The organism is Photobacterium damselae subsp. damselae (assembly GCF_038086725.1).
GTDB classification, from domain to species: Bacteria; Pseudomonadota; Gammaproteobacteria; order Enterobacterales; family Vibrionaceae; genus Photobacterium; species Photobacterium damselae.
Genome location: NZ_CP146970.1, coordinates 1,445,115 through 1,467,249, shown reverse-complemented (window position 1 = coordinate 1,467,249; position 22,135 = coordinate 1,445,115). Strand labels below are relative to the sequence as shown.

General features: G+C 39.9%; 21 protein-coding genes. 9 read left to right on the top strand and 12 right to left on the bottom strand.

Annotation, left to right across the window (positions count from 1 at the left end):
* The first annotated feature begins 111 nt into the window (after window positions 1–111).
* Together WAX86_RS06680 and tusE are read left to right on the top strand one after the other, a co-directional pair.
* Window positions 112–774 (top strand): Bax inhibitor-1/YccA family protein, encoded by a 663-nt coding sequence (locus tag WAX86_RS06680; RefSeq protein ID WP_065172165.1) that lies wholly within the window; start codon window positions 112–114, stop codon window positions 772–774.
* A 133-nt stretch (window positions 775–907) separates the two neighbouring features.
* Complete coding sequence (gene tusE / locus WAX86_RS06675; protein WP_044175537.1) at window positions 908–1,237, top strand: sulfurtransferase TusE; 330 nt, start codon at window positions 908–910, stop codon at window positions 1,235–1,237.
* Between the two features lie 129 nt (window positions 1,238–1,366).
* Here tusE and yccX read toward each other — a convergent pair whose 3' ends face one another.
* Window positions 1,367–1,639, bottom strand: coding sequence for an acylphosphatase (gene yccX / locus WAX86_RS06670; RefSeq protein ID WP_341489309.1), 273 nt, complete (start codon window positions 1,637–1,639; stop codon window positions 1,367–1,369).
* Between the two features lie 191 nt (window positions 1,640–1,830).
* Here yccX and WAX86_RS06665 point away from each other — a divergent pair, with 191 nt between their 5' ends.
* From WAX86_RS06665 to WAX86_RS06645, 5 genes are all read left to right on the top strand, one after another.
* Window positions 1,831–3,021, top strand: coding sequence for a class I SAM-dependent methyltransferase (locus tag WAX86_RS06665; protein WP_005299736.1), 1,191 nt, complete (start codon window positions 1,831–1,833; stop codon window positions 3,019–3,021).
* A 283-nt stretch (window positions 3,022–3,304) separates the two neighbouring features.
* Entirely contained in the window at window positions 3,305–3,934 is a 630-nt protein-coding gene (locus WAX86_RS06660) for a DUF2057 domain-containing protein (protein WP_068946773.1), read from the top strand.
* 353 nt (window positions 3,935–4,287) lie between these two features.
* Window positions 4,288–7,446, top strand: a complete 3,159-nt coding sequence (locus WAX86_RS06655) for a chitinase C-terminal domain-containing protein (RefSeq protein WP_341489308.1) — start codon at window positions 4,288–4,290, stop codon at window positions 7,444–7,446.
* 496 nt (window positions 7,447–7,942) lie between these two features.
* Window positions 7,943–8,563, top strand: a complete 621-nt coding sequence (locus tag WAX86_RS06650) for a murein L,D-transpeptidase catalytic domain family protein (protein WP_370466070.1) — start codon at window positions 7,943–7,945, stop codon at window positions 8,561–8,563.
* Window positions 8,564–8,707: 144 nt separating this feature from the next.
* Window positions 8,708–9,271, top strand: coding sequence for an isochorismatase family cysteine hydrolase (locus tag WAX86_RS06645; RefSeq protein WP_044175533.1), 564 nt, complete (start codon window positions 8,708–8,710; stop codon window positions 9,269–9,271).
* A gap of 84 nt (window positions 9,272–9,355) precedes the next feature.
* Here the strand turns inward: WAX86_RS06645 and ald are convergent, their stop codons facing one another.
* The 9 genes from ald to WAX86_RS06600 all read right to left on the bottom strand — a co-directional run bounded on the left by ald (window position 9,356) and on the right by WAX86_RS06600 (window position 18,447).
* Window positions 9,356–10,471 carry an alanine dehydrogenase gene (ald, locus tag WAX86_RS06640; protein WP_065172169.1) on the bottom strand — a complete coding sequence of 372 codons (1,116 nt, stop codon included), beginning with the start codon at window positions 10,469–10,471 and terminating at the stop codon, window positions 9,356–9,358.
* Between the two features lie 393 nt (window positions 10,472–10,864).
* The gene (locus WAX86_RS06635) at window positions 10,865–11,134 is read right to left on the bottom strand and encodes a hypothetical protein (RefSeq protein ID WP_005299743.1); all 270 of its coding nucleotides are present in this window, start codon (window positions 11,132–11,134) and stop codon (window positions 10,865–10,867) included.
* A 53-nt stretch (window positions 11,135–11,187) separates the two neighbouring features.
* Window positions 11,188–11,868 (bottom strand): HAD family phosphatase, encoded by a 681-nt coding sequence (locus tag WAX86_RS06630; RefSeq protein WP_065172170.1) that lies wholly within the window; start codon window positions 11,866–11,868, stop codon window positions 11,188–11,190.
* A gap of 58 nt (window positions 11,869–11,926) precedes the next feature.
* On the bottom strand, window positions 11,927–13,159 hold the full coding sequence (gene arsJ / locus WAX86_RS06625) for an organoarsenical effux MFS transporter ArsJ (RefSeq protein ID WP_341489307.1): 1,233 nt from the start codon (window positions 13,157–13,159) through the stop codon (window positions 11,927–11,929).
* 49 nt (window positions 13,160–13,208) lie between these two features.
* Window positions 13,209–13,712 (bottom strand): cyclin-dependent kinase inhibitor 3 family protein, encoded by a 504-nt coding sequence (locus tag WAX86_RS06620; protein ID WP_065172172.1) that lies wholly within the window; start codon window positions 13,710–13,712, stop codon window positions 13,209–13,211.
* Window positions 13,713–13,772: 60 nt separating this feature from the next.
* The gene (locus WAX86_RS06615) at window positions 13,773–14,786 is read right to left on the bottom strand and encodes an ArsJ-associated glyceraldehyde-3-phosphate dehydrogenase (RefSeq protein WP_341489306.1); all 1,014 of its coding nucleotides are present in this window, start codon (window positions 14,784–14,786) and stop codon (window positions 13,773–13,775) included.
* Between the two features lie 177 nt (window positions 14,787–14,963).
* Window positions 14,964–15,722, bottom strand: coding sequence for a metalloregulator ArsR/SmtB family transcription factor (locus WAX86_RS06610; RefSeq protein ID WP_065172174.1), 759 nt, complete (start codon window positions 15,720–15,722; stop codon window positions 14,964–14,966).
* Window positions 15,723–15,773: 51 nt separating this feature from the next.
* Window positions 15,774–16,841, bottom strand: coding sequence for an alpha/beta hydrolase (locus tag WAX86_RS06605; protein WP_341489305.1), 1,068 nt, complete (start codon window positions 16,839–16,841; stop codon window positions 15,774–15,776).
* A complete protein-coding gene (locus WAX86_RS06600) occupies window positions 16,816–18,447 on the bottom strand; it encodes a choline dehydrogenase (RefSeq protein ID WP_341489304.1) in 1,632 nt (543 codons plus the stop codon). The genes WAX86_RS06605 and WAX86_RS06600 overlap by 26 nt, the downstream gene beginning before the upstream one ends.
* A gap of 208 nt (window positions 18,448–18,655) precedes the next feature.
* Between WAX86_RS06600 and WAX86_RS06595 the strand changes: the two genes are divergently transcribed.
* Complete coding sequence (locus WAX86_RS06595; RefSeq protein WP_044175524.1) at window positions 18,656–18,922, top strand: acyl-CoA-binding protein; 267 nt, start codon at window positions 18,656–18,658, stop codon at window positions 18,920–18,922.
* A 131-nt stretch (window positions 18,923–19,053) separates the two neighbouring features.
* On the opposite strand, the gene WAX86_RS06590 is transcribed toward WAX86_RS06595, so the two are convergent.
* The gene (locus tag WAX86_RS06590; protein WP_238070685.1) at window positions 19,054–20,736 is read right to left on the bottom strand and encodes a wax ester/triacylglycerol synthase family O-acyltransferase; all 1,683 of its coding nucleotides are present in this window, start codon (window positions 20,734–20,736) and stop codon (window positions 19,054–19,056) included.
* Window positions 20,737–20,996: 260 nt separating this feature from the next.
* Here WAX86_RS06590 and WAX86_RS06585 point away from each other — a divergent pair, with 260 nt between their 5' ends.
* The gene (locus tag WAX86_RS06585) at window positions 20,997–21,137 is read left to right on the top strand and encodes a hypothetical protein (RefSeq protein WP_165001252.1); all 141 of its coding nucleotides are present in this window, start codon (window positions 20,997–20,999) and stop codon (window positions 21,135–21,137) included.
* A gap of 242 nt (window positions 21,138–21,379) precedes the next feature.
* Here the strand turns inward: WAX86_RS06585 and WAX86_RS06580 are convergent, their stop codons facing one another.
* On the bottom strand, window positions 21,380–22,099 hold the full coding sequence (locus WAX86_RS06580) for a hypothetical protein (protein ID WP_341489303.1): 720 nt from the start codon (window positions 22,097–22,099) through the stop codon (window positions 21,380–21,382).
* Between the last annotated feature and the right edge of the window lie 36 nt (window positions 22,100–22,135).

Sequence of the window (22,135 nt, the reverse complement as noted above, 5' to 3'; positions counted from 1 at the left end):
GCTAATGCAAAAAAATCAGTCATGAAGCACATATAAAGCTTGCATTTATTGGTTGAAACCCTCATATATGTGTTAACGAGAATATTTCTTACATCCCAAGGGGACTATCATATGAACGAACGTATTGTCAGTCGTAATTCCTACGAAGGCGTACTTTCAACAAACAAGGTTTTACGAAATACCTATTTCCTACTATCCATGACGCTACTGTGGTCAGCAGTTGTTGCAGGTGTGGCAATGGCTATGAACCTTCCACCTGTTCACTGGATTGTTACCCTTGTTGGTTTTTACGGCCTTCTATTCTTAACTGAGCGTAACCGCGATAGCAGTGTGGGTTTGGTGTGCGTCTTTGCACTAACAGGCTTTATGGGCTACACCCTAGGTCCTATCCTAAATATGTACGTAGGTGCAGGTCTAGGCAGCGCTATTATCCCTGCTCTAGGTGGTACAGCGCTAACATTCTTAGCGTGTTCTGCTTATGCCCTAACTACAAAGCGTGATTTGTCATTCTTAAATGGCGTGATGCTTGCTGGTTTCATCGCGATTATTGTTGCTGTGATTGCTAACATCTTCCTACAGATGTCTGTTCTATCACTTGTGATTAGTGGTATGTTTGTTCTATTTTCATCTGCTGCGATTTTGCTTACAACGCAATCAATCGTTCGTGGTGGTGAGACAAACTACATTTCAGCAACTGTGACGCTATACGTTTCTATCTACAACCTATTCCTAAGCTTGCTTCAAATCTTAGGTGTGGTGAATAGTAACGACTAATTCGGTATTACCGTATAAAATTAAAGCGCCTGCTCTTGGAGTGGGCGTTTTTTATTTATGGACAATAATTTGTACTTGCAGCGATGCCACGCTCATTTTATCCTTTCGTCCATTAATTATATCGAGGCTTATTATGCTTGAGTTTGAAGGCAACCAAATCGAAACAGATGCTCAAGGGTATCTTAAAAATGTTGATGATTGGTCAAAAGAGCTAGTACCACTACTAGCCGAAGAAGAAGGAATTGAACTGACGGAAGCTCATTGGGAAGTTATTCACTTTGTCCGTGAGTTTTATCTTGAGTTTAATACATCTCCTGCTATTCGTATGCTGGTTAAGGCTATGGCGAAAAAGTATGGAGAAGAAAAAGGTAGCTCGCGCTATCTCTATAAACTCTTTCCTAAAGGCCCAGCAAAGCAAGCAACTAAACTTGCAGGCCTACCAAAACCAGTTAAGTGTATCTAACTATTGGTCCTCTAAGGCGTACATTCGTTGATCATCATTGGTATACGACTTAGCAAATAGAATAATTGATGAGTACTGCATTGCAATCGACCTTATTACAATGTAGTACTCTTTTGTTTATAGGTTTCACTATAGAATTTGAAAACCATCCATACGACGCCACTCAACTTCATCTGCATTAAGATAATCAACCCGTCCCGACCTTGGTCCTGTCTCTAACCATTTAATCAGTTTCAGTACGTTCTCCTCATGACCACATGCGATTACTTCAACACTGCCATCAAAGAGATTTTTGGCGTATCCAGTTAACCCCAGTTTCAATCCTTCGTGAGCAGTATGAAAACGAAATCCCACGCCTTGGACTACGCCTTTCACATTCGCTTTCATGCAGATTTGAGACATACTCATCACCTTAAATTTAAAATGCACTGGTTTTAGTTTATACCCAAGTATTTATATCCCTCAATACTCACGTCACAGTCTGTTATGTTTACTTCCCTTGCTTTTAATATCATCCAGATACTTGATCTCCGTAGCATCTTTTACACTTTTCGGTATAATACGCCCCCATTCGAATCCATTCTGGGTATGTCATGACAGCTTCTATTTATTTGGTTAAAGGCCGCGAGAAATCTCTTCTTCGTCGCCACCCTTGGGTATTTTCACGTGGTATTGCGCGAGTTGAAGGCGATCCACAACTAGGTGATACCGTCGAAATTTTTGATAACAAGGGCCAATGGCTTGCACGTGGTGCTTACTCACCTCAATCACAAATCCGTGTTCGTGTTTGGACATTTAATAAAAACGAAAAGATTGATGTTGAATTTTTTGTTAACCGTCTGCAAACCGCTCAAGCACTACGTGATGTTCTTGCAGCTCGCGATGGTCTAACAGGTTATCGTCTAATTGCAGCTGAATCTGATGGTCTTCCTGGTATTACCATCGATAAATATCAAGATTACTTAGTATGTCAGCTATTAAGTGCTGGTGCAGAAGCCCAAAAAGAGGCCTTAGTAGAAGCGCTTCAGATTTGTTACCCTCTTTGTAATGTATACGAACGCTCAGATGTTGCGGTTCGTAAGAAAGAAGGTTTAGCACAGCGTACTGGTGTTTTAGTAGGCAATGAGCCACCTAAGTTCGTTACTATTGAAGAAAATGGCGTCAAAATTAACGTTGATATCAAAGGCGGTCATAAAACTGGCTTCTACCTTGATCAACGTGATAGCCGTGAAGCAGCCGTTAAATACGTTAATGGTAAGCGCGTACTTAACTGCTTCTGTTACACAGGTGGCTTTGGTCTGTACGCTCTTAAAGGCGGAGCAAGCCAAGTTGTAAACGTAGATGTTTCTCAACCTGCACTTGATACTGCGAAGATGAACGCAGAAATGAACGGCTATCCACTTGAGAATGCTGAATTCTTAAATGCTGATGTGTTTAAGCTACTTCGTGAATACCGTGATCGTGGTGAGCAGTTTGATGTTGTCATTATGGATCCACCTAAATTTGCAGAGTCTAAGTCTCAGCTTGTTGGTGCGTGTCGCGGTTACAAAGATATCAACATGCTTGCAATGCAAATTACCAAGCCAGGCGGTATGCTACTTACCTACTCTTGCTCTGGTTTGATGGATGGTAACCTATTCCAGAAAATTATTGCAGATGCAGCATTAGATGCTAAACGTGATGTTCAGTTTATTGAACGCTTTGCTCAAGCAGCTGATCACCCATTAGATAGCGCTTACCCTGAAGGTTTCTATCTAAAAGGCTTTGCTTGTTACGTTAAGTAATTTGCCAGTTTGATATTACAAGTTTCTAAAACCTATTGGCTTTCGAGTTAATAGGTTTTTTATTTATAGAAGAATATTCTGTCACAACTGATTACTAAGTTATTGAGTAAAAATATGAAACTCATCACTTGGTTTCTATTCTCATCAAGCATATACTCCTTAAACATTCAGCTTAAATTCAGCCAGAATAAGCACAATATTGTTATTGCTGCTATAACCAATTTACTTTGTAACTATTCTATTAATCAATTTGGTTTGAGCTAATAATTTTCAAGGACTTAATATGAAACTGCACTCTCTTTTCCTAGTACTTGCTGCGGCAGGTTTTAGCTGTTCAACGCTTGCAGATGTAACAGTAAATTTGCCAAATAATGCTGAACTGGTACTGGTTAATGGCGCGTCAGCAAAAGGAAATGACCCAATTACACTTCCTAATGGCGAAAACCAGATTGCTCTGCGCTATAACGGCAATTTCCGTCAAGGTGGCGATTTCCAAGCATTTGAGTCTGATGTTGTTATCATGAAATTTGCTGGTGATAATGCAACATATACCCTGACTATGCCGCAAATTCGCAATGAGCAACAAGCGGATAACTTCAATGAAAATCCACAAATTTCATTAAAGAATGCTCAAGGTAATAACATTAGCTTTGAGCAGGATAAGCTAATGAAAAAAGGGTTTCAAATTGGCCGTAACTACGAAGTTGAAATAGCAAAATACAATCAAACAAATGGACCTGCGGCTCTAGCAAGCCTACCAAGCGTAGTTGTGCTTCCAGCGACAATAAATCCAGCAGATTATCCAGCGACTCAAAAAGGCAAAGCTCAAGAGACCGCAGCGAAGATGCTAAATTACTGGTGGAGCCAAGCAGACGCTACCACCCGTGAAGCATTTAAAAAGAAAATTCAATAATCTCAACGTAATATTAACCTCAGGGCTCGACAAATCGGGCCTATGAGCCTATTAAAAACCAATTTATCCCCCTTCCTTTGCTATTTTCCACTAGGTATCGAACCACATCTAAAGTGAACGTTCTTATTATTTAGCATAAATAAATCGCTCTTATCAGCTGAGAACCATCTCTATAAAATATTAGTTATTGATACAAAATAAGAACATACTTGTTACACAAAATAAGCATGAATATGCGATATCGAGTGAAAAACGAACGATTTCTTAATGCATATTTATGGTATTCACCTATAGTTTTTTTTCGAAGAAGCAGAAGTTATTAGAACAATTAACCTCAATAAAAGGATGAATACATGGTTCACCAAAAGCAAGGAACGATAACCAAACGTATTTTCACCCTCAGCACTCTAACAGCATCGTGCTTACTGGCATTTAATGCCCAAGCTGCTGTAGATTGTACCAATCTTGCAGAATGGGAAGCGGGTAAAGTTTACGTTGGCGGTGATCAAGTCCAACAAAATAGTAAAGCTTATAAAGCAAATTATTGGACACAAAATAATAGTCCAGATAAAAATACCGGTCCTCATGATGAATGGAACCTAATCGATAGCTGCAATACTGATACCCCCCCTACAGATAATGTATTGCCTTCTATTGATATTACTGCCCCAACCTCTAACCAAGTATTTACCACGGGTGATATTGTTACCTTATCAGCCAACGCCACCGACAGTGATGGCGCCGTTACTAAAGTTGAATTCTTTATTAATGGGCAATTACATGCAACATCAGCAGCGGCTCCATACACTTCACAATGGACGGCAACTGCAGGACAACACACTCTAGTTGCAAAAGTTTTCGATGACCAAGGTGCAACTACAGAATCACAAGTATCCTTTAGCGCTCAGGATACGGCGAATGTACCACCAAGTATTGATTTCACATTATCAGCAACTGAAGTAGATCAAGGACAAGTTGTTACACTTACAGCAACTGCCATCGACAGTGATGGTACCGTTGAAAAAGTCGATTTTTATGCTAACAACAAATTAATCGGAACTGCCGCCACAGAACCTTATACTTTAGATTACACAGCCAATACATCAGGCCAGCTTTCAATCACCGCAAAAGCCATTGATAACCAAGGTGCGGTAGCCGTTTCTTCGGCACAAACACTCACAGTTATTGGCGCACCAATGGTTAAGAGCTGTCGCCCAGATGGACTTTATCAAACGGAGGGAGTTAACGTTCCTTACTGTTCTATTTATGATGAAGATGGCCGAGAAATGATGGGAGCCGATCACCCTCGACGTGTTATCGGTTATTTCACAAGTTGGCGTGCCGGTAATGACCCACAAAGTAGCTATCTTGTTAGTGATATTCCATGGGAGCAGCTTACCCATATTAACTACGCTTTCGTCAGCATTGGCGCAGATGGGAAAGTGAATATTGGTGATGTTAACGACCCCAAAAATGCGGCCGTTGGCATGGAGTGGGACGGTGTTGAAATCGACCCAGCTCTTGGCTTTAAAGGTCACTTTGGGGCACTTGCTACCGCTAAAGTAAAACATGATGTTAAGACGCTCATCTCTATCGGTGGTTGGGCAGAAACTGGCGGACACTTTGATACCAACGGCGATCGTGTTGCTGATGGCGGCTTCTATACAATGACCACCAATGCTGATGGCTCGATTAATCATGCGGGTATCGAGAAGTTTGCTGCATCAGCTGTTGAAATGATGCGTAAATACAAATTCGACGGTCTCGACATTGACTACGAATATCCGACCTCAATGGCAGGTGCTGGTAACCCATACGATAAAGAGTTCATGGAGCCGCGCCGTCCATATCTATGGGCTTCGTACCAAGAATTAATGAAAGTTCTGCGAGAGAAACTAGATGCGGCTTCCGCTCAAGATGGCATCCACTACATGCTCACTATCGCAGCACCATCTTCTGGTTATCTATTACGCGGAATGGAAACATTCGATGTTACTCAGTACCTCGACTACGTTAACATCATGTCTTACGATCTCCACGGCGCATGGAATGATCACGTAGGTCACAATGCTGCTCTATTTGATACCGGAAAAGACTCAGAACTGGCGGCATGGAATGTTTATGGCACGGCGGCATATGGCGGTATTGGCTACCTAAATACTGACTGGGCTTATCATTATTTCCGCGGTTCAATGCCAGCAGGACGAATTAATATTGGTGTTCCATACTATACTCGTGGTTGGCAAGGTGTTACAGGCGGAGAAAATGGTCTTTGGGGTAAAGCACCACTACCAAATCAGTCGGAATGTGCACCAGGTACAGGCGAAGGCGAGAAAAATAACTGCGGTTATGGTGCCATCGGTATTGATAACATGTGGCATGACCTCGACCCTCAAGGAAAAGAGATGGGTGCAGGCTCTAACCCTATGTGGCATGCTAAAAACTTAGAGCATGGCGTATTTGGATCATATGCTGCGGCCTACGGGTTGGATCCAACAAATGATCCTGATGATAAATTGGTTGGAACATACTCTCGTAACTACGACTCTGTTGCCGTTGCTCCTTGGTTATGGAACGCAGAGAAAAGCGTATTCCTATCAACCGAAGATAAAGCCTCTGTCAGTGTAAAAGCAGACTACATTATCGATAAAGAGATTGGCGGTATCATGTTCTGGGAACTGGCTGGTGACTACAGCTGTTACCTACTTGATGACAATGGCAAGCGTACGGCAACCATTGATGCAACAGAAAAAGCTTGTGCATCAGGTAACGGTGAATACCACATGGGTAACACCATGACGAAAGCCATCTATGAGAAGTTTAAGTCTGCCTCTCCTTATGGCAATACTGTTGCAACTGGTGCTATTCCAACTGAGGCAGCTGATATCGCAGTATCCGTTGGAGGCTTTAAAGTAGGCGATCAGAACTATCCAATTAATCCTAAGATCACATTTACTAATAATACAGGCGTTGATCTACCTGGTGGTACTGAGTTCCAATTTGATATCCCAACTTCAGCACCTGATAACGCAAAAGATCAGTCTGGTGGTGGATTGAAAGTCATTGCTTCTGGCCATACAAAAGCGAATAACATTGGCGGTCTTGAAGGTGTCATGCATCGCGTTGCCTTTACACTACCAAAATGGAAGTCTCTACCTGCCGGTGAAAGCTATGAGCTGGATATGGTTTACTACTTACCAATTACTGGGCCAGCTAACTATGCGGTGATTGTTAATGGTAAAGAGTACGCCTTTAAGTTTGAACAACCAGATTTACCTCTTGGTGATCTAACCACTGGTGGTGGCGAAGGAGGCGGCGGTGATGGTGGTACTTGCGATACAGCAGGTGTCAACACTTATCCCGATTGGCCTCAAGCAGATTGGGCTGGCAACCCATCCCATGCCAATACAGGTGATCAACTAATTTATAACGGCGTCATCTATGAAGCTAACTGGTGGACAAGTTCAGTTCCTGGTAGCGATGGCAGTTGGTCAAAAGTGTGTAAGATTTAATTTATTACCCTCTACCAACACTTACTTTAAGCGCGAGTATTAAGTCTCGCGCTTTTTTACTCTATCAACAGATATACTCAAGTGACTTCAAGGTGCGAGGTTACTTGGGTATACACTGCTGAATTTGAGCTAGAACCCCACATTCAATAAACATCAGTACTTTTCAGAACAACTCTCAGCTACCAATAAACAAGAGCACTTATCAATAAAACAGAATATAAAGCCTGCCCTGCATCACATTTACTTAAGACAATTAAAACTATCAGTATTAGCATTAAATACTATGTTCAAAAAAATAACTCTATGTTATTTAAATAGAAGAACATTGTTCATTATTTTATAGCAAATATGTCCACAAAAAAATGCACTAATTTTTACATACCTAGGACTTAATTTTATTATTTTTTATGCTAGAGTCGGCACTCATTTTCAAATTTGGTTGTATTGAAGAGAGATTTAAAAGGATATGAAAAAAGCACTTGCTCTATTCCTTTTGATGTTTAGTTATATGCCTCTTCAAGCCTATGCAAGTAATGTAGTACACCACCACTCATATACTGAGCGAAAGAATTCAGACATTGTGGTTGAGTATGTTTATGAAAAAGCAAAGCTCAACGGCATTGTAGACTACGAAGCATTTAAGAAAGGCTTTAACGCATATAACAAAATCAAAGGAAAGAAAAAATCGTTACTGACAATTATTGACTACAGTAAACCGTCTAACGAAAAACGATTTTATGTTATTGATTTAAAAAGAAACAAACTACTATACAAAACCTATGTTGCCCATGGTGTTAATAGTGGTTTATTAATGGCTAAGAATTTTTCTAATACGGTAGATTCGCATAAAACCTCATTAGGAACTTATCTAACAGCCACCACATATAATGGAAGCAATGGTTATTCTCTTAAGTTACAAGGTCTTACAAGAGGGAAAAATACCAATGCTTTAAAACGCTATATTGTGATTCATGGTGCAAAATACGCAACTGAAGCTTTTATTAAACATAATGGTTATTTAGGTCGCAGTTGGGGATGCCCTGCTCTTCCTCCACAATTAGCTAGGAAAATTATCGATACCATTAAAGGTGGTAGTGTCATCTTTGCTTATGGTTAATCTGTTATTTTAAAAATAAGCCCTAATTACTTACTCAGTATTAGGGCTTTTTTATTGCAAAATCACTTTTCATTTCAAACTTATAATCCATCAATAAAATCCATCTATAATCAAGACAGCATTTAATTTGATAAAGAGCCTATAATGAATAAAGCATTAATTGCCATTGATTTTATTAACGATATTGTTGATGCAAAAGGAAGAATCCCAAGTTGTGCAGAACAAGTAAAAACTCATCATGTCATTGATAAAGCCAATCTTGCGATTTCATGGGCAAGAAACCAACACATTCCAATCATTTTTGTAAAAGTTGGTTTTCAAGACAATTATTTTGCCCAACCAAAGCACTCTCCTATATTTGGCAAAGCGGATCAGTTTGGCGCTTTAAATCTGTCAGGATGGGGAACTGAATTCCATTGTGATCTTGATGTTCAACCTCATGACTCTGTTGTGATTAAGCCAAGAGTAAATCCATTCTACAATACTTCTCTTGATGCTATGTTGCGGGCAAATAAAATCGAACAGCTATACTTTTGTGGTGTTAGCACCAGTTGGGCAATTCAAAGTGCGGTACGTGATGCCCACGATAGAGACTATCAAGTTCATCTGATCACAGATGCGTGTGCTTCACATAGCTATGAAGATCATCAAGCCTCTTTGGCAATGTTAGAGCGATTAGTTACGCCTCATTTAGCAGAAGAGCTTTAATAAGCCCGAGACTAAACATCTTTGGCCGAGACAATAACGCCCAAATCTATCATGTAATTTGGGCGTTATTTTTTTAGTCGTTAGTTAATTTATTGCTTTATCTGCAGGATAATAAGGTAAATCTAGAGCCGTAGATACACTTTCGCAGGTTACTTTTCCACGATAAACATTTAACCCATTAAGCAGATGTTTATCGTGTTGAAGCGCTTTCTTATAACCCATATTCGCAAGCTTGAGTATATATGGCAAGGTTGCATTATTAAGGGCAAAGGTTGATGTTCTTGCCACCGCCCCTGGCATATTCGCAACACAATAGTGAACCACATCATCCACCAGATAAGTAGGATCATTATGTGTTGTTGGATGTGACGTTTCGACACACCCACCTTGATCAATCGCTACGTCCACAATGGCCGAACCCGGTTGCATCTTTTTGATCATATCGGCGGTAACCAGTTTTGGTGCCGCAGCGCCAGCAACTAGCACACACCCAACGACAAGATCTGCATCTAAAACATGCTTTTCGACAGATTCTTTAGTCGAATAAATACATTGTACCTGTCCCGAAAACTGTTGATCTAATTGGCGTAATACATCCAAATTTCGGTCAAGAATTACGACATTGGCACGTAAACCAATAGCCATTTGTGCAGCATTAGCTCCAACAACACCACCGCCTAAAATAACTACCTTTGCCGGCTCTACTCCAGGAACACCTGCCAGTAATAGACCTTTACCTCCATGAGATTTTTCAAGTGCTAAAGCGCCAGCTTGAATTGACATCCGCCCTGCAACCTCAGACATAGGTGCAAGCAAAGGAAGGCGACCTTTATCATCGGTTACCGTTTCATAAGCAATACAAATCGCCTTACTATTGATTAAGTCATGAGTTTGCTCAGGATCGGGAGCTAAATGTAGATAGGTGAAAAGAATCTGCCCTTCTCGCAACATCGCCCGTTCAATAGCTTGAGGCTCTTTTACTTTTACGATCATGTCTGCTTCAGCGAATACGGCAGCAGCGCTTGGTAAAATAAGGGCCCCAGCATCAATATAATCTTGATCGCTAAAACCAATACCTTGTCCAGCCAGTGTTTCTACATATACTTTATGGCCATGTGCAACCGCTTCAACTACCGATGCAGGGATCATCCCTACTCGATACTCATGAACTTTAATCTCTTTAGGTACACCGATAATCATTGTTCTATCCTCGCAGTCTCGTCTACCAGCATTAGCAAACCGCTAAAAATACGATAATGGAATTAAAGCAGAATGTGTAACCATAATTTAAACAATAATTAACAAATCAATCTAAGTATAGTTTAGAACCTAGTTGATTAAACCAAACTTGATTAAGATCACATGATATAAAGCCATGTAAACCCACAAAATAAGAGTTAGCATCTAGTTACATATTGAAATACAGATAAACACATTGCAGATGACAGAAATAACAGGAGGATGTACTTAAGATATTTTCCACAAAACAAAAAGCGAGCGAGTAATTTAATACCCATAGAGAGTACTAAACCACTCACTCGCCTTATTTAAACCTATCGTATTGTCTCGATAAATTTTAATCAGGATTAATGATTACTCGTCATCTGTCCATGGCATATCTGGTAGTGCTGACAGATTTTCACTGTAACGTTTTAGGTCAAATTTACCTTCATTTTTCATTACGTCAAACACTTCAATTGATAGCGCACAAGCCATCATTTCGATAGCGTCTTCGCGAGATGTACCTGTCATCATAAGACGCATTAAAGTCTCTTTCACAACAATAGGATTACTATCTGCTAGTTGGTTTTCTACTGTTTCAACCAGCATATCGCCTGTCATGATTTCGTCTTGGTTTTCCATTTTTATCCTGTTCTTACCGCTAAGAGAGTTATAACCCAAAGGTTAGTCGTTCATTAGGCTACATGTTGCTTGTTATTTTTGTCACAATCAAGACTTAGCATGGCACAAATTGTTGGTTGAGCTTCAATTAAATCAGAAAAATGTCGAGCAGCTTGCCCACTTATTGGCAAATTAATCGTATTTACAAAAATTGTCTTAAGCCCTGCAGTTAATGCAGATGTCGCCCCTGTTGTACTATCTTCCACCGCAATTACAGATTCCGTAGGTAGTTCAAAGTGCTGACATGCTAGCTGATAGATATCTGGAGCAGGCTTATTGTGTTCGACATCGTCCCCTGTAAAGATAACATCAAACCACTCTAACCAACCTTTTTGCGCTAGAATTCCTTCAACATAGATGCGCGGAGCCCCTGTAACAACAGCCAATGGTACTTTACCAGTTAGCTGCTTTAACAAAGTCTCAGCACCCTCTTTCGCAGGGATACCTTTCGCTCGAATTTGCTCTTCAGTTAGCGCTTCCATATCATCCACAATCTGTTGTGGCTCAACGTTAAGCTGAAATTTTTCAATCAGGATCTTAGCAATATTTGGCCATGTTACGCCTGCGTACTTATGCATGAAAACATCTGCCGATAACTCAACATCATGGCTTGCCATATAAAGCGACCAATTTGCCGCGTGAAAAACTTCGGAGTCGACTAAGGTTCCATCAAAATCAAAACAGATTGCTTGCATGCACTATTATTCCACTTAGTAATTTTCTTATCTTTATAACATGACACACTATAGATTACTAAGAGATAGAAGAGTGAGATGTAGAAACACTGTGTTTTGGTAGCCAAACAGAAATAATTGTTGTTAATACCAAAAATGCTACCGATACCCATAAGCAAGCAACAAATCCCTGAGTTTGATAGACCCAACCAGATAAAAGGGTACCAATTAAACGACCCATTGCATTGGCCATATAATAGAAGCCCACATCTAAGCTGACGCCATCTTCTTTGGCATAGCTAACAATCAAATACGAATGTAATGATGAGTTAACCGCGAAAATGGCACCAAAAATCATAAGGCCCAATGCAATAGTGATTTGAGGAGAAAGGTTAAAGGTGACAAGAAGCGCAATCAGAGCAGTTACGGTTGCTAGTAAGCCAGCCCAGCCCATTGCAGCTCGACCATCGGGTGTTTTACCTTGTGCTTTTCCAGTAACCTTAGGAGCAAGGGTTTGAACAATACCATATCCAATGATCCAAAGAGCAAGAAAGCCACCAACCCAGAGATGATCCCAACCAAATACTTGACCAAGATAAATAGGTAGAGCAATAACAAACCAAACGTCACGAGCGCCAAATAGAAACATTCGAGCCGCAGATAAAATATTCACACTTGGGCTTTTTGAAAAAATCTGACTGAATTTCACTTTTTGCTTAGCTTTGCCTAAATCTCCTTTTAAATAGCAGAGACTAAGGATAAATACCGCAAGTAACACGATTGCCATCGCTATAACCGCACCAGAAAAACCCAGCCATGACAAAAGGAAACCACCTAAAAAGAAACCCGCGCCTTTCAAAGCATTTTTAGAGCCTGTCAGAATGGCAATCCATTTATAGAGCGCGCCCTGTTCGCCACTCGGTACCAATGTTTTAATGGCGCTTTTGGCACTCATTTTATTGAGATCTTTAGCAATACCTGAGATTGCTTGCGCTAACATGACCCAAATCACCGTTAACATATCAGTGGGTACTGCAAGCATACTCAATGCAATTATTTGTAGCGCCAAGCCGATATTCATAGTGCGATTTAGGCCAAGTTTGGCTCCCAACCAACCACCTATCAAGTTAGTTACCACACCAAAGAATTCATAAAACAAGAACAACGAAGCAATTTCTAATGGCGAATAACCTAGCTGGTGAAAATACAGCACCACCAGCATACGTAAAGCGCCATCGGTAACAGTAAAATTCCAATAGTTAAATGTCACCAACATATATTGACGAACATTAGCAGGAATGGTTGAGAACATAGTCAAAAAACCTAATTATGATATTTCAAATGCTGGATTCTACGCGTGATTATTGCTTCACATTTGCCAATTGTTGAACATAGTGTTGTTGATCGGCATGGGTAAATGCATTTGGCCTTAATGCTTGAACTTGTTCAATAATCGTGTCGATATTCCATCCATATTCCAATAACAAGTGAGCAGCCAGCAAACCTGTACGACCCGAACCACCCATACAGTGCAACATAACATTATCTTGATTCTCAATAATCTGGTGCAATTGAGAGGATATAGCTTGCCATTGAGTAGCAAAATGCTCATCTGGCACTGCATCATCATCAATAGGTAAAGAAAACCATTTTATACCGAGTTCTTGGGCTTTCTCCCCCAACAGGCCAACCCCTTTGCTCTCTAACTCAGCTTGACTTAATGCTGTCACAATGGCTTTCACACCTTGCTGCTTTAATTGTTGTAAAGACGCATCAAGGGATACCCCTTTTGTACCTGGACATGGAGTAAGAACCAATTGCCCTTTTGCATTATCTACTGGTAAAAACCATACAGGATGTTCCATTATCTCTCTCCTAAGATCTTAATTTTATCGAGTTGCACACTATTTTTATGCTCTTGTTTATTATTGTACTTTGTCTGCCAACCCTACTTTGCGAACCAATTCAGCTGTACGCGTTGCGTATCCCATTTCATTATCGTACCAAGCATAGATTTTTACCATACGACCATTCACCACCATGGTTGAAAGTGCATCAACAACGGTAGAACGCTGCTCCCCTTTATAATCAATCGAGACTAAGGGACGAGCTTCAAAACCTAAAATACCCGATAGCTCATTGTTAGCAGCTTGTTGTAGCAATGAGTTGATCTCATCAACACTCGTCTTTTCAGCCAGATTAAAAATAATGTCGGTCATGGAAGCATTGGCAAGCGGTACACGAACAGCATGGCCATCAATTTTGCCATCAAGTTCAGGAAAAATATCAATAATGGCTTTTGCAGAGCCCGTTGTAGTTGGAATTAAGCTCATGCCACAAGCGCGAGCACGACGAAGATCTTTATGCGGTGCATCTAAAATAGTTTGAGTATTAGTTAAATCATGAATCGTCGTAAAAGAAGATTGCTCAATGGTAAAATGCTCATTGATCACTTTCACGATTGGAGCAATACAGTTGGTTGTGCATGATGCCGCAGTCACTATAGTGTGTTTCTCCGGCTCAAATAAGTTGTCATTAACACCAACCACAATATTTTGCACATCAGGATGTTTAACAGGAGCTGAGACGACAACTCGCTTTACACCCTGCGCAATATATTGATCGAGTAATGCTTTATCACGATGAACACCAGTTGCTTCTAACACGACATCACAACCAGACCAATCGACAGCCGCAATCTCTTTTTCTTGGTGACAAGTGATGGCTTTACCGTTAATCAGTATTGTCTGACCATCAACAGTAACGGTCTTATTCCATCGACCTTGAACTGAATCAAACTCTAACAAATGAGCTAAGGTTGCTGTATCGCCGGCTACATCGTTAATTTGAACAACTTCGATCTCAGGCCAATCGAATACAGCTCGCATTGCTAAACGACCAATACGCCCAAAACCATTAATACCTACTTTTATCGCCATCTTATGTTCTCCACTTGTCACTTAATCACTAAATATTCGACAAACCATATATATGGAATAACGTATATATACTTTTTTTAGGCTGATTTGTCATCATTTTTATTAACGTATAAATAAAAAAGGCTTGTTAATGACATAGCACTAACAAGCCTTTTCGCAACATTAAAGAACCTATTTTTAGTTTTTTTTCTTTATACCTAAATGACGCAGCAGTTTTTTCTCGTGATTGATAATATCTGGATTACCCGTTCTTACTGTGTCTAACGTATGTTTAATCCATATTGGTAGCTGATTAGATAATTGATAGAAAATCCATAAACCTTGGCGTTCTATCTGCAAAATACCGCTATCTCTTAACAGAGCAAGATGACGAGAAACTTTAGGCTGACTTACTTCTAATACCGAGGTTAAATCAGAAACGGAAAGCGCTTTCTCATCAACCAGTAACATTAAAATTCGTAAACGAAGTGGATCACTCATGACTTTAAACAGTTCAACAGGCCCCAAAACATCACTTGAGTCTTCACCGTTTAATAATAAGAAAAGTGCGATACGCCCTTTTAGCTCATTGAATACTCGTCGAAAACCATCAATGCCTTCTTCAGATTTGGGGTCTTTAAAATCCCAGTGAATAAACGCTTCTGAGTTGTCAAATAAAGCACACTCGTTATTGGCTTTATCACAGAGTGTAATCACGACATCAAAATGTTGGCCTCGATACTCATCAACCGATTGACTGATAAGATCATCACTATCAATACCGTTTTCAGCCAATACTATAGCGACCCGATGATCTACACCCTCGGGTTTTACACCTGCGCTGGCCACTTGATAAGTGATATTTTGCTCTCGACACATATGTCGCATTAAGCCTTCAGCTAACTGAGAGCGTGCGGAATTACCGGTACATAAAAATAAAATACGTTTCACAATCAATCTCTAATGGACTGTAATAGTTATCCCCTGTGCTGGGACTAACATCCTATCTTATTTTTTATCCTTTTGCTGAGCTATGTTTAACCAATTAACGATTTGATTTAATACCAAAGGGCTACTTAGAAGTCCTAAATGCGTCACTTTTTCAGCCAGAAATCGATGTGATTCCTCGTATCCTAAACTAACCAAACCACTTTCACTCATCCCCCAAGCACTTGTGACAGGAACTAACCCATCCCCAATAAGATGCAACTGTTGATCAACTCGGCGACTTGTGACGCATGAGGCAACCGCATAACACTGGACATGTTCAGGCAGTTCTGCTCTCTTTTTGGGCGGATTGGGCGGTAAATATTTATCTAGCTTGGGATCTCTATCTTGGGTCCAATCTTGATGAATAGTATAACCGCAGCTCAGATCACGAGTACCGTCACTACGAATATCGGCTAATTGATTCAATAGCTTAAAAGTCGCTTTTTGCTTAACATTATCATCAATCCAATTTGCCATTTCAGCCAGTGGCGCACCATTATGCGGAGTACCAAGAGTAATGAATGAGGTTAGCTGTGAAAGCCAGTTTAATTGATGCTCTTTCGCATAATAACAGGCACTGCGGGTCACTAATCCACCCATACTGTGACCAATAATAACCAACTCTTCAATCGCGACAGGCCAAGCTTGTAATAACTTCTCTAATCGAAACGCAAACTCTTCACCGTTTAAAGAGATATGTTTACCTGTGTTGTAATTTAAATAAATCGGATAATAACCGTAGGCCTTCAATGCTTGTCCATGATCATGCTGCTGATAAAGCCACTGTTTATCTGACATGCACCAACCATGGACACAGATTACAACTTTATTACTTAAATTCGGGTACTGTTTGCTAAGCACATTTGTTTGATCGCTTAATACTTGGATCTGATCGGTTAGTGTCATTGTGATGGCATAAGGACTATTACGAGCCGCTAACTTATCCCCCATCATGCCATTAAAAGCAGCCAATACAATATCGTTACTAACCGATGGTAAAAGCATATCAATTTTATCTTTCCACTCTTGGCTCTGGTTTTGCCAATGAGTGCGCCATTGATTAAACAGCGACTGAGGTGATTTCATCCGATGCCTCAAAAATATTATCTTGTAAAATAAGATCCGATGCTTTTTCTGCAATCATAATAGTCGGAGCATTTGTATTACCCCCGATTAAGGTTGGCATAATAGAAGCATCAACGACTCTTAACTGCTCGACTCCCCGAACACGTAAGCAACTGTCTACTACCGCTGCTTTATCATTTCCCATTTTACAAGTGCCAACTGGGTGGTAAATTGACTCTGCTTTTTGACGAATAAAGGATCTTAATTCATCATCTGTCGCCACCTCTTTTCCTGGAAAAGCTTCTTTGCCTCGATAATGGTCAAACGCTTTCTGAGCCAATATTTGGCGCGATACTTTAAGGCCTTTTAGCATGACTTCAATATCATCAGGATGACTTAAATAATTGGGTTGTAGAATCGGTGGGCTCTGCGGATTGCTGTCTCGGAGCATCAACACACCACGGCTTTTTGGACGTAAACAACAAGCATGAAGAGAATAACCATGTTTGACAGTTTGTAATAAATCCAAACCATGATTATCTAAAAAACAAGGTGAAAAATGAAACTGAACATCGGGTTTATCGAGCTCGTCATCAGTTTTTAAAAAACCTCCCGCTTCTGCAACATTAGTGGTGAAATTACCTTGCCTAAATAGCCAATAGTCAAACGCCCCTTTAATAGCACGCAGCATGGCAATAGGAGAAAAGCCGACAGAATGGAATGTTCTTTCACGGGTAACCACTAAAATATCGAGATGATCTTGCAGATTTTGTCCCACTCCGGGAAGATCAGCCACACATTCGATGCCATGAGCATTAAGATGTTCTTTCCCACCAATACCAGACAACATTAGAAGTTGAGGACTGTTTATTGCCCCACCACTTAAAATGACTTCTTTACGAGCATGAACCGCTTTTATTTCACCACCTTGTTGATACTCGACACCAACAGCAACACCATTATCGATTAAGACCTTATTCACCATAGCATTTGTTATTATGGTTAAATTATCTCTGGTCTCAGCTTCTCGTAAATAGGCAACAGCACTGCTACAGCGTTGACCATTTTTTTGTGTCACTTGATAAAAACCAATCCCTTCTTGTTGCTGGCCATTAAAGTCATCATTATAGCGTAAACCGGCTTGTTTGGCGGCTTTGATAAAGGCTTGAGAAAGTGGGTTTTTAATACGCAATTCTGAAACATGCAACGGACCATTGCTGCCATGATAAATATCTTCACCAAATTCTTGATGCTCAGCTTTACGAAAATAAGGCAAAACATCTTGGTAACTCCAACCTGCGTTACCTAATGATGCCCAATGATCATAATCGGATGCGTGGCCTCGAATATAACACATCGCGTTTGATGAACTGCTCCCACCTAACGTTTTACCTCGTGGCCAAAATAGTTTTCGTTCATTAAGGGCAGGTTCTGGCTCGGTATAATAACGCCAATTCATTACCTTGGAGTGCATCATACCAATAAGTCCTAGAGGGACATGAATCATTGGGTGTTTATCTTGAGGTCCGGCTTCAATTAAACACACCTTGTTATGAGAATTTGCTGATAGACGATTAGCAAGAACGCACCCAGCAGATCCAGCCCCGACAATAATATAATCGAACATACGCCCTCCATGAGCAACAAAATTCAATATTTACAACAACTTCTATAACAACCCAATGATAAATAAGGATAATATATTCACTTTTATAAATTTAACTATAGAAAAATAAGTGATCCATGCATTATTTTTATAGATTAATTACAGACAAAAAAGATTATTGCGTTAAAGTAAAACATAAGAAACAAAAAGCATAAAAAGGAACTTTAATATGTCTAATTTACAAGCCCAATTTGAACAAGCACAAGCAGATGTTAAACAACTGACTCAACGTCCTACTAATGATGAACTGCTTAACCTGTATGCCTTATTTAAACAAGCAACCGAAGGCGATGTTCATGGTAAACGCCCAGGTCTTTTTGACCTTAAAGGTGGTGCAAAATATGCGGCTTGGGAAGAGCTAAAAGGAATGAGCCAAGAAGATGCCCAAACCCAATATGTTGATAAAGTCAGTCAACTAAGCCAAGTTTACGCATAATACCTTTCCCTTATATACCCAACTTTTCCTTATATATCCAAATGGTTTAAGGTGCTAGTTACTTAGGTATAAGGCTCTTAAGTTTGTCATTAAGAGCCTTTTTTATTGCCACCAATTTTACTCATTCAAATTTAAGCGCTTAACTCAACCTTCTTCTTAGTCTGCTTACGAGGTTTCGCCACTTTCTCTTTCACCTCTTCATCATTAACCGCGACCAATTTAGGATCGAGCTTAATGGTATTTTCCAAAGCAGCTGTCAGTTGAACTAATTGACGCTCTAACTCTTCAACTCGTTGCATCTTCTGCTGATAAATAACATCAAAAGCACTGTCAGTCGGCCTTAATGACTCTCTTGCCGCCACGACAGCCATTTCTAAAGCAAGGGATTCTTCATCATGAAAACTTACCTGCTCACCAACAGCATCGATTGCGACATCCATCACTTCCGCTTCAAGATCGCCTAATGCTTCTTGCATGTATGAACCAATATCTTCAAAGCCAGGTAATGATTGATTACATGCAACCAAAGAGTAATGTAATGTCCCTGCGTAGCTGTAAAACGTTATATTAAGAGTCTGCCCAGGCATTAACAGTGAAACAGGATATTGAGCATCCACTTTTGCTCCCATAAAATAAGCCGTTTCTTTTTGCCCTGGCACATTTGAAATCAATAAATTACTTGCAGGTGGTACAAAGCTGTTTAAACCAAATTTACCGCTAATTAGTGAGACACCATTAACCAAAAATGAGTAGTTCACATAAGCATCTGGTGAGATATTCAACGCTTCATTTTTCAAATCGACGGTTGCACGTTGAATCGTTTCAAGCCGCTCTAATACCGTTAAATCACGTTTACCTAGCTCAACATGACCAATCGACATACGATTACTTTTGCTGCCGTCCCCTTCTTTACGTAAGTTAATAGGCATCATCGCCACCAACGGCTTACGAAGTGGAACCGCTCTATCATTTAGGTAGCGGTTTAATGCCTGATCACTAATTGCAAACAGCACATCATTTACCGATGCCCCTGTGATACTGCGAATATGATTGAGCTGAGCAAATGAAAACTTACCAGTACTCACTGCTCGACTGCGTTTAGGGCTAAGATTAAGTATGGTTTTAGGCGCAGTAAATGGCAGTTTTAGATCACAATCGGCAATATTAAGTGCTTTTAATGCCAATTTACTGCCTAATCGAAACATAGATGGAATGAGCGATAATTGTCTTGTGGCTTGAGTCGCCGCTTTTGTTACTAGATCAGCTAAATGTTTTTCTTGTGCTCTTTCCTTCGCCGTTTTTGTTAAATCAAACTGCCACATCGGTTTATTAAACGACTCTTCCGGTGTTAGACCACAACTACGGTTAAAAATAGAACTTGCTTTTATCCCATCAGCCATAGAGTGATGGATCTTTAAAACTAAAGCGACTTTATCATCTTGCAAACCGCCAATAATCCATACTTCCCACATCGGCTTGCTACGATCTAAAGTTTGACCATGAATGCGCCCTACCACTTTTTGTAATTGTTCTTCTGTTCCGGGCGATGGCAACATGGTAATACGCAGATGATCATCTAAATTCACCGACTTTAATTGCTGCCAACTTGGTTTTCCTGTTATAGACCATTGTAGTCGCCAATTAAAAGGGGCGCTCACTTCGGTCTCTTGCAATAAAGCAGCATAGAGATCTTGCGCATAGTGATGTTTATGCTCTTTAGGTGGATCAAGAACAACCAGACCAATAACATGCATTGGTGTTTGCTGTGACTCAAAAAACAAAAAACTAAAATCCAGTAGTGAAACACTCGGCATGGGTACATTCCTGTAGCAAAACAAAATCCAGATTTATTATCCAAATGAGTTCATAAAAAGTGACTCTGCTTTGAGAGTAGCAAGCAAAATTAGATCTCTCTTTCTAAAATCGACAGAGATCACGCAATTCTTTCATTTTCTCTCTTTAATAACATTCATAAAATTAGAACGAACTGTCTATTTTTTCGACCTATAGTTACTGGGGTGATTATGATTTAAAAAGCAATGCTGCTTGTTGCTAAGTAATGTGAGAGCTAACCATGAAGAATCAAAACCAGAAACTGGCGGTGTGTCCCTATGCAGCAATATGGGGATGTAAAAAATGCCCGGTAAAACGTGTTTGTCCTGGTAAAACCACCATTGGTGATCAACCAAGCCGTAAATGGACAAATCGTAAATAACAATCAATAATATAGCCTCAGGAAAACCTACGTCTGCTGAGGCTATAATTTATAATAAAACAATTTATTACCGCATCAGTTGTTCAAATAAGAGACGACTTACTCTAAATTTTGGCTCAGCGTTTAGCCAGGTATAACGGTAAGTTTGAGCAATCCTCTCTCTGTAAATTGAAACTAGAATGAAGGTCAGAATAGTGGTGGTAAAATGGTCAATCATGCCACTTTAATAAAGAAGCGAAATATTATTTTATTGCCTCTATAGGCGTGACTTTTTTACTGTCAACGTTAACTTCAAGATATGAAATTTTATCGCTGCCATCTTGATGATCATAACTAAAGAGATAACAACTCTGACAATCAAAAATCTTCTGCTGGTAAGCGGGAACTAAATTAGTACCATTATCCTTGTAATATTCACTATTCATCGCCAAACCCACTGCTTCTTTTTGCTTTGTTTCATAATCAAAAATAGGTGCAGTTGAAGTATTAAGTGGATACCCATCTTCAGAATAACGTAAGGTATGCATTGCTCCATTACTGTAAGCAATAATATCGTGCCATCCCAAATGTGTCTCATTACCTAATAGTATCGGGCGATCCATAACAGTAAATTTTGCAACCTGCTGTTTTTTATTATCAAAGACAAATCCTGTACATCCACCACTCCCACAATAATCTTGATTCTGCATTAATATTAAAATTTCATCTTCGCCATTGTTATTAAGATCGGCAGTGCCATAAATATATGGTGGATAACCATTGGGATTTTCAGGAAGCGTTTCTCCAGCTTTATAAATATGTTTAGCCACAATATCGGCAACAAATGCATCTTGGGCTTCGATTGAACTCGGTAATCCAGAATTGGCTTGTTCTGCTTTTTCTGCTGAATCACAACCCGACAATAACAACACGATGAATGCTGAACAGTACGATGCTTTCACTATAGATGTTCTTATCTTCATAATCTTTCCTTTGTTCATGAACCCGTTATCTGTTTA

Bases quoted from the DNA above. Each gene is read 5' to 3' on its own strand.
- WAX86_RS06680 (WP_065172165.1), top strand. From the start codon at position 112: ATGAACGAACGTATTGTCAGTCGTAATTCCTACGAAGGCGTACTTTCA.
- tusE (WP_044175537.1), top strand. From the start codon at position 908: ATGCTTGAGTTTGAAGGCAACCAAATCGAAACAGATGCTCAAGGGTAT.
- yccX (WP_341489309.1), bottom strand. From the start codon at position 1,639: ATGTCTCAAATCTGCATGAAAGCGAATGTGAAAGGCGTAGTCCAAGGC.
- WAX86_RS06665 (WP_005299736.1), top strand. From the start codon at position 1,831: ATGACAGCTTCTATTTATTTGGTTAAAGGCCGCGAGAAATCTCTTCTT.
- WAX86_RS06660 (WP_068946773.1), top strand. From the start codon at position 3,305: ATGAAACTGCACTCTCTTTTCCTAGTACTTGCTGCGGCAGGTTTTAGC.
- WAX86_RS06655 (WP_341489308.1), top strand. From the start codon at position 4,288: ATGGTTCACCAAAAGCAAGGAACGATAACCAAACGTATTTTCACCCTC.
- WAX86_RS06650 (WP_370466070.1), top strand. From the start codon at position 7,943: ATGTTTAGTTATATGCCTCTTCAAGCCTATGCAAGTAATGTAGTACAC.
- WAX86_RS06645 (WP_044175533.1), top strand. From the start codon at position 8,708: ATGAATAAAGCATTAATTGCCATTGATTTTATTAACGATATTGTTGAT.
- ald (WP_065172169.1), bottom strand. From the start codon at position 10,471: ATGATTATCGGTGTACCTAAAGAGATTAAAGTTCATGAGTATCGAGTA.
- WAX86_RS06635 (WP_005299743.1), bottom strand. From the start codon at position 11,134: ATGGAAAACCAAGACGAAATCATGACAGGCGATATGCTGGTTGAAACA.
- WAX86_RS06630 (WP_065172170.1), bottom strand. From the start codon at position 11,868: ATGCAAGCAATCTGTTTTGATTTTGATGGAACCTTAGTCGACTCCGAA.
- arsJ (WP_341489307.1), bottom strand. From the start codon at position 13,159: ATGTTCTCAACCATTCCTGCTAATGTTCGTCAATATATGTTGGTGACA.
- WAX86_RS06620 (WP_065172172.1), bottom strand. From the start codon at position 13,712: ATGGAACATCCTGTATGGTTTTTACCAGTAGATAATGCAAAAGGGCAA.
- WAX86_RS06615 (WP_341489306.1), bottom strand. From the start codon at position 14,786: ATGGCGATAAAAGTAGGTATTAATGGTTTTGGGCGTATTGGTCGTTTA.
- WAX86_RS06605 (WP_341489305.1), bottom strand. From the start codon at position 16,841: ATGAAATCACCTCAGTCGCTGTTTAATCAATGGCGCACTCATTGGCAA.
- WAX86_RS06600 (WP_341489304.1), bottom strand. From the start codon at position 18,447: ATGTTCGATTATATTATTGTCGGGGCTGGATCTGCTGGGTGCGTTCTT.
- WAX86_RS06595 (WP_044175524.1), top strand. From the start codon at position 18,656: ATGTCTAATTTACAAGCCCAATTTGAACAAGCACAAGCAGATGTTAAA.
- WAX86_RS06590 (WP_238070685.1), bottom strand. From the start codon at position 20,736: ATGCCGAGTGTTTCACTACTGGATTTTAGTTTTTTGTTTTTTGAGTCA.
- WAX86_RS06585 (WP_165001252.1), top strand. From the start codon at position 20,997: ATGAAGAATCAAAACCAGAAACTGGCGGTGTGTCCCTATGCAGCAATA.
- WAX86_RS06580 (WP_341489303.1), bottom strand. From the start codon at position 22,099: ATGAAGATAAGAACATCTATAGTGAAAGCATCGTACTGTTCAGCATTC.